The sequence below is a fragment of the Eggerthella hominis genome (assembly GCF_014287365.1).
In the GTDB taxonomy this organism is placed as follows: domain Bacteria; phylum Actinomycetota; class Coriobacteriia; order Coriobacteriales; family Eggerthellaceae; genus Eggerthella; species Eggerthella guodeyinii.
The window spans coordinates 36,810-50,766 of the sequence record NZ_JACOOA010000004.1 but is presented as its reverse complement, the minus strand read 5'-3'; the positions used below and the strand labels follow the sequence as shown (position 1 = coordinate 50,766).

The window sequence follows — 13,957 nt, the reverse complement described above, 5'->3', positions numbered from 1 at the left end:
GACAATTGTCCGTCCGGGTTAAATGCTTAACCCGCGCTATAACCCTCTTGCAAGCTGGCCTTTCTTGGGTATCATGGGAGGGCGATTGAGGGGAGGAGCGTGGCTCAGAAAGCGCAACAAGGGTTCGTCGATCGGTGGAAAGCCGTGTTGCTGCGCGTGGCGGCTATCCCCTTCGTGTTCTTCGGGGTGGGGTTCTACCGCGCATGGCTCGCGACGTTCTTCCGCTACGACGCGTTCCCCACCATCTCGGTGTTCGACTACTTCCTGTTCGAAGGGGCCATCGGCATCGTGTCGCTGGCGCTGGCCTTCGCGGCGCGCCGCGTGACGCCGCTATGGGCGAACCGCACGGCGGTGCTGCTGACGGGCGCGTGCATGGTGGGCGGATCGGCGCTCATCGTGCTGGCGTGCTTCGTGGTGCCGTCGCCGGCGCTCAAGGTGGCGGGCCTGCTGGCGGCGGGCGGTGGCCTCGGGTCGCTCATCCTCATGTGGGCCGAGTTCTACGGCTCGCTCAACCCCATGCGGGTGGCGCTGTACCACGCCATGGCCATCTTCGTGGGCGAAGTGGTGAAGTGGCTGTTCATGGGCATGTCGGTGCCGTACCTCGCGTTCTTCTCCATCGTGCTGCCGCTCGTGTGCCTCGCGTGCGTGCGCTCGAGCATGCGGCGCCTGCCCGAGCGCGACTTGCCGCCGGCCATGAACGAGGGCGACCCGAAGACCATCCCCTGGAAGCCCATCCTGCTGATGGCGGTGTGCACATTCGCGGGCGGCTTCGGCGCGCTGCCGACGCAGCTGCTGGTGCCGGGCAACGTGCTGGGCGCGATGTTCGTGACGGCGCTCGTGTTCTTCGGCGTGCTGTCTGCCTCGCGCTGGTTCAACTTCGACACTATCTACCAGCTGGCGTTTCCGCTGTTCATCGTGGGCTTCCTGTTCGTGATGCCCACGTTCGGGACGAACGCGCAGATCATGGCGCTGTGCTACGACGCGGGCTACACCATGCTGTCCATGTACATCATGATCGTCATGAGCAACATCACGTACCGGTTCGGCGTGAACGCGGTGTGGATCAACGGCATCGAGCGCGGCATCCGCTACGTGGTGGAGCTGGTGGGATGGCTCGCGTTCGCCGGCGCGTCGGCGAACCTGGGCGAGGAGGCCACGTCGGTGCTGTACGGCGGCGTGGCGGTTGCCGTGGTGCTGACGTTCGTCGTGATCTTCTTCACCGAACGCGGGCTGTCGGCGAAGTGGGGCATCGTGCTGAAGGACGACCCGATGGGGAGCGCGTCGGCCGAGGGGCGGATGGCCATCCGCGTGTCCGACCTGTCGCACGCGTACAACCTCAGCCCGCGCGAGGAAGAGGTGCTGCAGCTTATCGCCCAGGGCGACACCGTGGCCGAGATCGAGGACGTGCTGTACGTTTCGCAGGGCACCGTGAAGGCGCACATCAACCATATTTACCGCAAGTTCAACATCCACAGCAAGAACGAGCTGTTCGAGCTGCTCAACGACGTGGAGAAGCCGGTGCGCAAGGGCCGCCGCCCCGCCTCGCAAGGCTGGGAGGACGAGGAACAGCAGACGGGGTAGGGGCGTCGAGCGCGTTTGCTGCTTCGCGAACGAACGCTTCGCGTGGGGGCGCGCGTGGTTCGGCACGGGATTTCCCGCGAAGTAACCAATTTTGACGTTTTGCGACCTTTCATGAGCCTTTGAACTCCGAATGAACACGGCCGCTTTTATCACATGTGCGAATGACCTGCTGTTTTGCGGATAACGCAAAACGTGGTCGGCCCCGTGACAGGGCCAAAAGGTCGCAAAACGTCAAAATTGGTTACTTCGCGGGAATTTGCGTGTCGAGCGTGTCGAACTGCGCGCTTCGCCCCCCCCCCAACGCAAGAGCACCCCCTCGGGGTTGCGATCCGAGGGGGTGCTCTCTGCTGTTGCGCGCTTGACGCGCGGAGTGGGTTAGTTGGCCGCTCCCAAACGGTCGTCCAGCGGGTCGATGGGCGGGATGTCCCAGTTGTCGCCGGGCAGATGCGGCGCCATCTCGTCCTCGTTGCCGGCGGCGGCCAGACGCGCGAAGTAGTCCTTCGTCTCCTTCACCACCACGCCGGACAGCGCGATGAGAGCGATCATGTTCGGCAACGCCATCAGGCCGTTGAAGATGTCGGCGATGGTCCACACGGCGGCCACGGTCATGTAGGGGCCGATGAACACGGCGGCGATGTACAGCCAGCGGTACGTCTTCACGGCCTTCATCGAACCGTTGCTGAAGTACTCGAGGCAGCGCTCGCCGTAGTAGTCCCAGCCCAGGATCGTGGTGAAGCCGAACAGCACCAAGCACGCCATCAATACGAATGATACCACTTCGCCGGGGATGAACGGCAGGCCCGCCTGAAATGCGGCAGTGGTCACGGCCGCGCCTTCGAGGCCGGGGATCTGGTACGCGCCCGTCATGACCAGCGCGAGGCCGGTCATCGAGCACACCACGATGGTGTCCAGGAACGTGCCGGTCATGGACACGAGGCCCTGGCGCACCGGCTCCTTCGTCTGCGCGGCAGCGGCGGCGATGGGCGCGGAGCCCAGGCCGGCCTCGTTCGAGAAGATGCCGCGCGCGATGCCCTTCTGCATGGCGATGATGATGGCGCCCAGCATGCCGCCCGCGGCTGCCTGCAGGCCGAACGCGCTCTGGAAGATGGTGGCGAACGCGCCGGGAATCTTGTCGAGGTTCGTGACGATGAGGATCAGCGAGAAGCCAACGTACAGCACCACCATGGCGGGGATGACGCGCTCGGACACCTTCGCGATGCGCTTCAAGCCGCCGATGACCACGAGGCCCACCAGCACGGCCAGCACGATGGAGCCGATGACGGTGAAGATGGAGTAGTCCATGCCCAGGATGTTCACGGTTGCGCTCTTCTCGGGGTCGAAGAACCCGGTGATCGCGCTGGAGATAGAGTTGACCTGCGTGAACGTACCGATGCCGAACAGGCCCACGCACATGCCGAAGAACGCGAACACCTTCGCCAGCCAGCGCCAGTTCTTGCCCATGCCGCGCTCGATGTAGTAGAACGGGCCGCCCAGCACGTGGCCGGTCTTCTTGTCGACGCTGCGGTACTTCACGGCAAGCAGGCCCTCGGAGAACTTCGTCGCCATGCCGAACAGCGCTGCCAGCCACATCCAGAACATCGCGCCGGGGCCGCCGGCCACGATGGCCGTGGCCACGCCGACGATGTTGCCGGTGCCGATGGTGGCTGACAGGGCCGTGCACAGCGCGCCGAAGCTGGTCACTTCGCCTTCGCCGCCGGTCTCGTTCTTGATCATGTAGCGCAGCGCGCGCGGCAGCTGCCGGAACTGCACGCCTCGCAGGCGAACGGTGAGCAAAATGCCGCCGAACAGGATCAACACCATGAGCGGCACGCCCCAGATGAAGTCGTCTATAGCGACGAGCCCATCGTTGATCATACTAAAAAAGCCTTCCACCACGTTCCTCCTTCAACCAACTTCGTACGGGCAACTTCTGCGAAACCCGTGTACGACGTGGCTGTTCTGGAGGATGTGAGGGAAGGCGTGCGTTCATGCTCGCGCGACAAGCCTAGCTTTGCTCTGTCCTTTTGCCTGAGAGTTTCAGCGGCATCGCCTTCGCGGCGATGCGCCTTGCCCCTTCGGCACCCGATCCGATGGTCGGGATTCTCCAGAGGCCCCTTCCACGCCCTGTTTCTTTCGATCCAGGACGCATCAACGGGGTGACGCTATGAAATTGTGCAGCTGATTGTAGCAAGGAACGCATCCGTTGTTAAGCCGTTGTTTGACATTTCTGGAAATCGGGAATTGTTGCGGGATGGTTGCGGGGCCGCTACGGGCAGGGCACCGTTCGCGAGCCTCAGCTGCGGACGGGACCGTCCTCCGTATTGTTGCTGCCAATACAACATTTCAAAGAGGAGGTCCTGTATGGCTCCCCAGCCGACTGTTCCCACCTGTCCGCCTTCGCGCGCGGGGCGCTTGCGCGCGTTCTTCGTGCTGATGGGGTTGGTCGTCCTGTGCCTGCTGGCGTTCCGCTCGCCGGCGTTCGCCGAGGAAGCGACGCCCGACGTCGCCGACGACACGCCCACGCCGCGCGCGGCCATGGACGTCACCGACAAGGTTTCCATCGACGGCATCAAGCTGCAGAAGAAATCGGGCAGCACCTGGCAGGATATTCCTGCTGGCACCACGTTGACCAGCGGAGCGTACGTGCGCATCTACATCGACTGGAGCATTCCCGACATGACCGATGTGAATGCGAACGACACGTTCACCTTCACCATCAACGGCGAGGACCACTTCCTCGCCAGCGACTTCGGGCCCGTCGACCTCGTCGATCCGGGCACGTCGAAAGTCATCGGCTCGTACGTGGTCAACGGAAACCGCGACGCGAACGGCTCGATGATTCCCGGCAAAGCCATCACCATCGTCACGACGCTTTCGGCCGAGGGCGCGGAGTTCCCGTCGCTGCACAGCGGGTTTTTCTCGCTCGAGGGCTACGTGACCGGCACGGGCGACGACATCGTGTTCGAGGTGAACGGCGAGCTGCTGCCGTCGATCAACGTCGATCCGCCCTCGACCGGGCCGCTGCCCGGGACGCCGCTGCTGAAGTACGGCTCGCAGGTTGCAGGCCAGAACCAGATTGTATGGGACATCGGCGTGAACTTGGATAACATCGTGAACGCGTACGCGGGCTACGCGGCGGGCGGCTCGGATCCCTCGCCGCAGCAGCGCAACCTGCTGCTGACCGACGAGTTGCAGGGCGGCCAGGCCATCACGTCAAGCGGCGTGGTGGTGTACATGCCCATCGTGGCCACGACCGATGCGGGCGAGGCGCAGACCGAGCAGTATGCGGCGTACCCCCTCACCGACCTGTTCGCGCTGGTTGACAAGTCGGCGGCCGACGGCATGACGCAGGACGAGTTCGCCAACAGCGTGCGGTTCGCGGCCGATCCCACCATCGGCGTGTGGGAGAACCGCGTGGTGTACATCGGCTTCGGCAACGTGCCCACGGGCGACGGCTCGAGCGCGCTCAACATCGGCAAGATCCTGAACGGCCAGGGCGAGCTGGGGCTTTCCCAGCTCCTTGACCAGAAGGGCGTCACGCCTGCGCAGAAGGCCATCATCATGAAGTACTTCAGCGCGTCGGGCCCGAACAAGGGCGACTTCACGTCGTTCATCATCGAGCTGCGCACCGACGCGTCCGAAACCGGCCAGTACGACAACACCGCCACGCTGACGTACGGTGACAGCTCGTCGGAGCAGTCGTCGGGCGCCGCGCACTTTACCGTGATCTCGGGCGGCGTGGAGGTCAGGGACGGCAAGGCCGTGCTGACCAAGGTTGACGCGGGCGATGCCGGCATCACGCTGCCGGGCGCGGTGTTCAAGTTGGAGAAGATGCAGCCCGATAACTCGTGGGCGACGGTTGCCGGCTCGGAGCGCTTGACGACCGACCCCGACGGCCTGATCACGGTGACGGGGCTGCTGCTGGGCCAGTACCGCTTCGTCGAGCTGGAGCCGCCTGCGGGCTACGTCATGGAATCGGAGCCGGTTGAGTTCGCCATCACGTCGGCCACGCCGAACCACACCGTGGCGGTGTCGGCGAAGAACTCGAAGAGCCCCGTGCTGGGCAAGGTGGTGCTCACGAAGGTGGACGCGGACGCGCCGGGGGCCGTGCTGCCGGGCGCGACGTTCAAGCTGGAGGAACGCGCTGGCGACGGCTCGTGGGTTGACGTGCCCGGGCACGACGCGTTGGTGACCGACGGGAACGGCCTGATCACGGTGGAAGGCCTGACGATGGGGACGTACCGGTTCGTGGAGGTGTCGGCCCCCGAGGGCTACGAGCTGGAGACGGAACCGGTGGAGTTCGAGCTGACGGCGGACGCGCCGGGGCTGGAGGTTGCCGTGACGGCGACGAACGCGAAGAGCCCGGTGCTGGGTGGAGCCGTGCTGAAGAAGGTGGACGCCGACGCGCCGGGGACGGTGCTGCCCGGCGCGACGTTCAAGCTGGAGCAGCGGCTGGCTGACGACACGTGGGAGACGGTCCCGAGCCACGACGCGCTCGTGACCGGCGGCGACGGCCTGATCACGGTGACGGACCTCCCGGTCGGCTCCTACCGCTTCGTGGAGACCGCCGCCCCCGAGGGCTACGTCCTCGACGAGACGCCTCGCGAGTTCGCCATCGACGCCGCGGCGCCGGCGCCCATCGTCGTGAACATCACGGCGGAGAACGCGAAGGAGCCGCCGGTGGGCAAGGTGGTGCTCACGAAGGTCGACGCGGATTCGCCGACGACCGTTCTGCCGGGCGCCGTGTTCAAGCTCGAGGCCCGGACCGCCGACGGCTGGGAGCCGGTGGCGGGCTCGGAGAGCCTGACCACCGACGGGAACGGCCTGATCGAGGTCGCCGACCTGACGATGGGGACGTACCGCTTCGTCGAGCTTTCGGCCCCCGAGGGCTACGAGCTGGAAACCTCCCCGGTGGAGTTCGAGCTGACGGCGGACGCGCCTGAGCTGACGGCCGCCGTGACGGCGACGAATACCAAGACCCCCGTTTTCGGAAAGGCGGTGCTGACGAAGGTGGACGAAGAGAACCCCGACGCCACGCTTCCCGGCGCGACGTTCAAATTGGAGCAGCGGCTCGCCGACGACTCCTGGGAGACGGTCCCCGGCCACGACGCCCTCGTGACCGACGGCGACGGCCTCGTCACGGTGGCCGACCTCCCGGTGGGCTCGTACCGCTTCGTGGAGACCGCCGCTCCCGAGGGCTACGTGCTGGACGAGACGCCGCGCGAGTTCGCCATCGATGCCGCGGCGCCGGCGCCCATCGTCGTGAACATCACGGCGGAGAACGCGAAGGAGCCGCCGGTGGGCAAGGTGGTGCTGACGAAGGTCGACGCGGATTCGCCGACGACCGTTCTGCCGGGCGCCGTGTTCAAGCTCGAGGCCCGGACGGCCGACGGCTGGAAGGTCGTGCAGGGCTCGGAGCGCCTGACCACCGACGGGAACGGCCTGATCACGGTGACGGACCTGCCGATGGGAGCGTACCGCTTCATCGAGCTGACGCCGCCCGAGAGCTACGAGCTGGAAACCGCCCCGGTGGAGTTCACCCTGGCCGAGGACACGCCCGACTACACGGCCGCCGTGACGGCCACGAACAAGAAGACCCCGGTGCTGGGCGGCGCGCTGCTCACGAAGGTCGATGCCGACGAGCCGGCGACCGTGCTTCCCGGCGCGACGTTCAAGCTTGAGCAGCGCCTAGCTGACGACACGTGGGCCGTGGTGGACGGCCACGACGCCCTCGTGACCGACGAGCAGGGCATCATCGAGGTCGCGAACCTCCCGGTCGGCTCCTACCGCTTCGTGGAGACGGCCGCCCCCGAGGGCTACGTCCTCGACGAAACGCCGGTGGAATTCGCCGTGGCGGTGGGTCAGCCGTCAAAGGCCGAGCTCACCATGAAGAACGCCCCGGTGCCGCCCGACCCGGTGGACCCGGTCGACCCTACGGATCCGACCGATCCCACCGACCCGACGAATCCCACGACGCCGGGCACTCCGTCGACCACGCAACCGTCGACGTCGAATCCGCCCAGCAAGATTTCGCCCATGGCCTCAATCGCCCGCACGGGTGACGCGGTTCCCTTCGCGGTGCTGGGTGTGCTGGGCGCGCTCGCGGTAGGCGCTCTCGCCACGGCGTTGCTGGTGGCCCGCCGTCGAGCCCGTCGCCGCTAGTTGTCCTTAGTGAAGTTGTCGGCGTTCTCTTTGAGCTTCGCCAGCACGGCGACGAACGTGTCTATATCCGCCTGGTCGATGCCCTCGATCAGGCGGTCCGCCGCGTCGACGGTGATCGGTTGCACGGCCATGACCAGCTCGTGCGCCTTGTCGGTCACCGAGATGGCGTGGGCGCGCCGATCGGACTTGTGCTGGTTGCGCACCACGAGGCCCTTGCGCTCGAGCGTGTCCAGGTAGCGCGTGATGGTGGCCTGCTCCTTGCGCGTGCGTTCGGCCAGCTGCTTCTGCGAAAGCTCGCCCGCGCTGTCCAGCTGGTTGATGAGGTTCCACTGGCCAGGCGTGATGTCGTAGGGCTTCAAAGCGGTTTCAAGCGATTTGGCAATGGCACGCTGGGCGTCGTATACGAGGAATCCGATGAGGCTGTTATGCTGGTTGATCATTCTTGACCTGCTTCTGGCATGTCGCGCGAAGGTGGGGAGGGGCGAGCGGAAGGGCTCCGCACGCTGCGCTGGCCACGCTGAACGGCGATAAGGACTATAAAGTACCTGCTCAATTAATCACAACTGACAATAATCCGTCAACTTCTTTGCGCCCCGTGCGCCCAAAAACCACGCCGCCGGTACGACGAAATAACACCGGGAAACTCAGGAATGTCCTCTTTTTCGCATGGGGTCCATCATGCAATACACTATGTCCACGATCAAAAGAGAGGACGACCATGAGCTTCTGCACCTGCCCTGTTGTGCAATGCCCCCGCCATCCGTCGAATCACGACGAAGGATGCGACCCGTGCATCAAGGACAACCTGGAGAAAGGGAAGATGCCCGCCTGCATGTTCAAGGCGGTCAGCGACGATGTGGACGACGTGCGGGATTTCTCGCTGCAGGGATTCGTGGACTTCTATCTGAAGCACCACGCGAATCCTGCGGAAGCGGCTGCGGAGTAGAACGAGAACATCGGTGATTCGGAAAGCCGTTCGGCTTCGGTTCCCGCGCCAGAGAATTCCCGATATTTGGCAGTTTTTGCACGATATTCGCCGTTTTGGAGCGTCGGCGATGGGTTCGGCGAGACCTTCGGATTAAGGCTTGAAGGGTTTCCCCTGGTCTGTCCCTTGCGAAGTATGTCGCTTGCTGACGAAACCCTTGAGGGACGGCGAATATCGTGCAAAAACTGCCATCATTTGCGTTTTTGCTGGCGCGGGCGCTCGCGAAGCGTCTTGCGCTCGCTCGCAAGCGGGTTTCGCGCCGAAGAATCGACCAGAATGAATGCCTCGCGCGGCGCCAGCCGTGACGCCCCCGTTGTGGCCGCGCGGGATCCTTCGACTCGCTTCGCTCGCTCAGGATGACAACCCGGATGTTTCACGTGAAACATCCGTACGATGCTCCCTCTTGGCGCGGACGGCGCTTGCGAGCCGGGAGGCGCGTTCGGCACCGACTCGCAACGGGCGCCGCGCGCGATCGGCCCGCGCGAACAAAGGGGCCCCTCCCCGCACGGCGAGCACGGATGTTTCACGTGAAACATCTGTGCGGTTTTACCTGTTCGCTACGGTTAACTCGTTCTCTTCACCGTGCTCACGACTATTCTTTATAAAGATAGCTAAAAATCATTGCACTAATAATATCACCTGATATAGTTAGCAATGCAAGTAATGGGGGACGAGCGGGGGAACTTGCAGTGCGGGGGCGCTTCGAGGGGGGATTTCTTCGACGGCGCACGCCCCATCCAACTCTCCGAACCCACCATGCAGAGTGAGGCAAAAGGAGGAGAGATGTCACTAAAGATGAGCCGCCGAGGCTTCGTGAAGGCTTCGGCCGTCGCGACCGCTTCCACGCTGCTGCTCGGCGCGTCGGCCACCACCGCCGCAGCCGACGAGGCAGCGGGCGCAACCACCTCGTCCGACGACGTGAAGATCATCCCGAGCGCGTGCCGTCAGTGCTACGGCCGCTGCGCGTTGTTCGGGCACGTCAAAGACGGCCGCCTCGTGAAGATCGAGGGCAACCCCGACCTCTTCAGCGAGGGCACGTTGTGCGGGCGCTGCTTCGCCATCCCGCAGGAGCTGTACAACCCGCTGCGCGTGCGCTACCCGCAGAAGCGCGTTGGCGAGAAGGGCTCCGGCCAGTGGAAGCGCATCACGTGGGAAGAGGCCTACCAGGAAGCGGCCGACCGCTTCACCAAGATCGGCGAGGAGCACGGCTGGCACACCATCGCGCACCAGTACGGCACGGGCCGCGACATGCTGCAGTTCCAGGCCATCAACAAACTGTGGCTTGAGCTGGGCTCCACGGCCACGTTCGGCGTGGGCAATCTGTGCTGGGTGGGCTCGTACTTCTCCAGCCAGCGCCTGTACGGCGACGAGACGCAGTACACCGGCTGGGACGGCAACAACACCGACTGCATCGTCATCTGGTGCCGCCAGGAGCGCAGCCGCGGCTACTACGACTGGCTCACCGTTAAGCGCGCGCAGGAGCGCGGCGCGAAGATCGTCTGCGTCGACCCGCGTTTCACCTGCACCGCCTCCAAGGCCGACATCTGGCTGCCCATCCGCCCCGGCTCCGACATGGCGCTGGTGCTGGCGTTCATCAACGAGATCATCAAGTCGGACAAGTGCGCCACCGAGTTCGCGCGCATGTACACGAACGCCCCGTTCTTCATCGACGAGAAGGACGCCGACGGCAACGGCACGGGCTACCAGCTGCGCGAATCGTACCTCAAGGAGGACGGCAACGAAGAGCTGTACGCCGCGTGGGACGAGAACAGCGACCAGCTGATCTTCTGGTCCGGCGACTGGCAGAACACGAAGGGCGTGGGCGGTCCGAAGGCCTTCCAGTGGCTCGACGCCGAGGGCAACATCGTGGCCGACGCGAAGCCCGCGCTGTCCGGCAGCCACGAGATCAACGGCAAGACGTACCGCACGAGCTGGGATATCCTGGTCGAGCACGTCACCCCGTGGACCATCGAGCGCGCCGCCGAATTCTGCGAGCTTCCCGAGGACAAAATCAAGGAAGCCATCGACGCCTACATCGGCGCCAGTCCGCACGCATGCTTCACGCGCGGCCAGAAGGTGGAGTTCTCCATCAACACGTCTGGCATCTCGCAGGCGTTCACCATCATGATGGCGCTCGCCGGCAACTTCGACTCGAAGGGCGGCCAGAACATCGGCCGCGAGCCCGCCACCGGCTACGACTCCTTCATGTTCGACGTCGTGCCGAACCAGAAGGGCCGCATGGGCCAGCGCCGCAAGGAAACGGCCATGAACATCAAGAAGCTGTCCGTGTGCCAGAACACCGGCTACCAGGACATTCTCGTGGCCGACGACGCCACCGGCGAGCTCAAGCAGACGAAGCAGAACTCCGGCGGCCAGGTCATCTACGGCCAGCAGGGCGGTTTCGGCGCGGCCACGACGAAGGCCATGGCGAAGGGCGACCCGTTCCAGATCTACGGTTACTGGCAGCAGACGTCCGAGCCCATCCTCTCCATCGAGGGCGGCCACGAGATCGTCGAAGGCTTCAAGAACCTCGACTTCTTCGTGAACGTCGACCTGTATATGACGCCGTCGGGCGAGCTGGCCGACATCATCCTGCCGGCCGCGCATCCCAACGAGGTCGATCGCGTGGAGTGGGCGCACTCCGGCCACGGCTACCCGACCAGCCACACCTACCTCATCCGCCAGCCGTTCCACGAGCCGCTCGGCGAGTGCCGCGACGACATGGACATCTGCTTCGAGTTCGCCGAGTACATGGGCGTGGACATGTACTGGAAGGACAAGTACGAGTTCTTCGACTACATGGTGAAGGGCCCCGAGACGCTTCCGCCGCAGCTGAGCTGCGCGAGCTTCGAGGACTTCCGCGAGCGCGTCAGCGTGACCGGCGTGGAGATGGCCACGGTGAAGAACGCGCCGAAGTACGAGACGGGCTTCATGCGCAAGACGAGCGACTTCCGCCCCGGCTTCAACACCATGTACCGCGGCAACAAGATGGGCTCGGTCTACCGCTTCCCCGGCGCTCAGACGCCGGACGGAAAGGTGATCCCTCCGCATCCGCAGTCCGACAACGGCAAGATGGAGCTGTGGAGCGAGGACCTGCTGCTGTACGGAAACGGCGCCCTGCCCATGTACATCGAGCCGCCCATCACGAAGCTGTCGCGCCCCGACCTGCTGGACGAGTACCCGTACACGCTGATCACCGGCGGCCGTAGCCACGCGTTCTTCCACACGGAATACCGCAACAGCCCGTGGCTGCGCGAGGTGCACATGTTCCCGACGATGGACATCAACCCCGCCACCGCCGCCGAGCACGGCATCGAGCAGGACGATTGGGTGTACATCGAGACGTACGTCGACCGCATCAAGCAGCGCGCGAACCTCACCGAGGCCATCAAGCCGGGCATGATCCACGTGGAGCACGACTGGTGGTTCCCCGAGCGCGAGGCCACCGACGATCTGCATGGCGCGTTCGACAGCAACTGCAACGTGCTGTTCGAGAACAACGGCCCCTACGACCCCGCCGTGGGCACCGACAACTTCGGCGGCCTGTGCAAGGTGTACAAGGCCGACGACGGTGCGCCGAAGAACATCTGCATGAACTCGGAAGACCTCAAGATATTCCTGCCGCTGACCGCTGAGGCGCTGGCCGCCGACGACCAGCAGGACGGCGTGACGCAGGTGACGAAGGGGGGTGCGAAGTAACATGACTCGCCACATTATTGATATCGACCTCGATAGCTGCATCGGCTGCCACTCCTGCGCCGTCGTGTGCAAGCAGGAGAACAACGTGGGGCTGGGCACGTTCTACAACAAGGTGCTGACGGTGGGCCCTTCGGGAACCTATCCCGACCTGGAGATGTACTACCTGCCCGTGTCGTGCCAACATTGCGACGACCCGGAGTGCGTGCACGTGTGCCCCACCGGCGCCAGCTACAAGCGCGAGGACGGCGTGGTGCTGGTGGACCACAGCAAGTGCATCGGCTGCCAGTACTGCGTCATGGCCTGCCCCTACGGCGTGCGCACCTACGACGAGGGCAAGGACAAGGGCGTCATCGAGAAGTGCACGATGTGCGCGCACCTCATCGACAAGGGCGAGAAGCCGGCGTGCGTGAAGCACTGCCCCGGACAGGCGCGCAAATTCGGCGATCTGGACGATCCCGAGTCCGACGTGTCGAAGCTGCGCGCGTCCAAGAAGACCTACAAGCTGAAGGACGTGGGGAACCATCCGGGCGTGGACTACGCCATGGACAAGTGCGCCTGGAAGGGAGATGAGTAACCATGGAAATCCAGTGGCCACTTCTGATTTTCAGCGTGCTGTTGGGCGTCACGTCGGGTTCGTTCGTATTCCTGGCCGTGGGCGAGCTGCGCGGCAAGTTTCGCGAAGTGCGGTTCACGGGGGCTTTGATCGCCTTCATCTGCCTGGCCGTGGGCGGCTGCGTGTCGGTGCTGCACATGGGGCACCCGGAGCGCGCGACGCATCTGCTGGGCAACCTGGGCTCCGGGCTGTCGAAGGAGCTGTTCGTCGTCGCCATCATGGGCATCGTCGCTTTGGTGTACCTCATCCTGGCGAAGAAGGACTACCCCGGCGTGTCGAAGGTGTTCGGCATCCTGGGCGGCGTCATCGGCCTCGTGCTGCCGTTCGTGGCGGGCGCGTCGTACCTGATCGCCGCGCGTCCCGCTTGGGATAGCGTCGCGTTGCCGCTGATGTTCTTGGGCGCCGGCCTGGCTTTGGGCATGACGCTGATGGCCGGCCTCGTGCTGCTGCGCGGCAAGGCTTCCGAAGAGGGCGGCTTCGCGCTGAAGCTGGCGCTGGCCGGAGTCATCATCATGGCGGTGACGGCGGTTGCGTACGTGGTGTGGATCGCCATCGCGCCGTACCAGGCCCCCTCGCGCTCCATCGAGCGTTTGATCTCGGGCGACATGGCGCTGATGTTCTGGACCGGCGTCGTGGTGATCGGCATCGTGGTGCCGGTTGCGCTGACCGTGCTCGCCTGCGTCCAGGCGACGAAGGGCGAAGGCTCCTCGGGCACCGTGTCGCCGAATCAGCTGGCGATGTATATGTTCGCCGCCTGCGCCTGCACCGCCATCGGCACCATCGTCCTGCGCATCGTGATGTATGCCGTGGGAACCAGCGTGGAGCAGTTCATCTACCACTGATGTAGGGCCGGGGCGCGCCGGGGATTCCCCTCCCTTCCCCGGCGCGCCGCCCTTTTCTGTGGCGCGCCCGAAGGC

General features: G+C 64.7%; 8 protein-coding genes and 1 riboswitch. Of the genes, 6 read left to right on the top strand and 2 right to left on the bottom strand.

The genetic code is table 11. The features are described from left to right. The first annotated feature begins 99 nt into the window (after positions 1-99). Positions 100-1,581, top strand: coding sequence for a response regulator transcription factor (locus H8S61_RS09715; RefSeq protein WP_186938852.1), 1,482 nt, complete (start codon positions 100-102; stop codon positions 1,579-1,581). A gap of 375 nt (positions 1,582-1,956) precedes the next feature. Here the strand turns inward: H8S61_RS09715 and H8S61_RS09710 are convergent, their stop codons facing one another. Continuing rightward, positions 1,957-3,474 carry an alanine/glycine:cation symporter family protein gene (locus H8S61_RS09710; RefSeq protein WP_436231607.1) on the bottom strand — a complete coding sequence of 506 codons (1,518 nt, stop codon included), beginning with the start codon at positions 3,472-3,474 and terminating at the stop codon, positions 1,957-1,959. A gap of 113 nt (positions 3,475-3,587) precedes the next feature. After that, positions 3,588-3,699, bottom strand: a riboswitch (glycine riboswitch). 243 nt (positions 3,700-3,942) lie between these two features. Between H8S61_RS09710 and H8S61_RS09705 the strand changes: the two genes are divergently transcribed. Further along, the gene (locus tag H8S61_RS09705) at positions 3,943-7,743 is read left to right on the top strand and encodes a SpaA isopeptide-forming pilin-related protein (RefSeq protein ID WP_186938851.1); all 3,801 of its coding nucleotides are present in this window, start codon (positions 3,943-3,945) and stop codon (positions 7,741-7,743) included. Here the strand turns inward: H8S61_RS09705 and H8S61_RS09700 are convergent. Continuing rightward, the gene (locus H8S61_RS09700; protein WP_186938850.1) at positions 7,740-8,183 is read right to left on the bottom strand and encodes a MarR family winged helix-turn-helix transcriptional regulator; all 444 of its coding nucleotides are present in this window, start codon (positions 8,181-8,183) and stop codon (positions 7,740-7,742) included. The two genes, H8S61_RS09705 and H8S61_RS09700, sit on opposite strands and share 4 nt — an antisense overlap. A 278-nt stretch (positions 8,184-8,461) precedes the next feature. Here H8S61_RS09700 and H8S61_RS09695 point away from each other — a divergent pair, with 278 nt between their 5' ends. From H8S61_RS09695 to H8S61_RS09680, 4 genes are all read left to right on the top strand, one after another. Further along, the gene (locus H8S61_RS09695; protein WP_186938849.1) at positions 8,462-8,689 is read left to right on the top strand and encodes a DUF6485 family protein; all 228 of its coding nucleotides are present in this window, start codon (positions 8,462-8,464) and stop codon (positions 8,687-8,689) included. Positions 8,690-9,511: 822 nt separating this feature from the next. Next, complete coding sequence (locus H8S61_RS09690; protein WP_160940729.1) at positions 9,512-12,427, top strand: molybdopterin-containing oxidoreductase family protein; 2,916 nt, start codon at positions 9,512-9,514, stop codon at positions 12,425-12,427. 1 nt (position 12,428) lies between these two features. Further along, positions 12,429-13,001 carry a 4Fe-4S dicluster domain-containing protein gene (locus H8S61_RS09685; protein WP_114555434.1) on the top strand — a complete coding sequence of 191 codons (573 nt, stop codon included), beginning with the start codon at positions 12,429-12,431 and terminating at the stop codon, positions 12,999-13,001. Positions 13,002-13,003: 2 nt separating this feature from the next. Then, complete coding sequence (locus H8S61_RS09680) at positions 13,004-13,882, top strand: dimethyl sulfoxide reductase anchor subunit family protein (protein ID WP_186938848.1); 879 nt, start codon at positions 13,004-13,006, stop codon at positions 13,880-13,882. Positions 13,883-13,957: the final 75 nt, after the last annotated feature.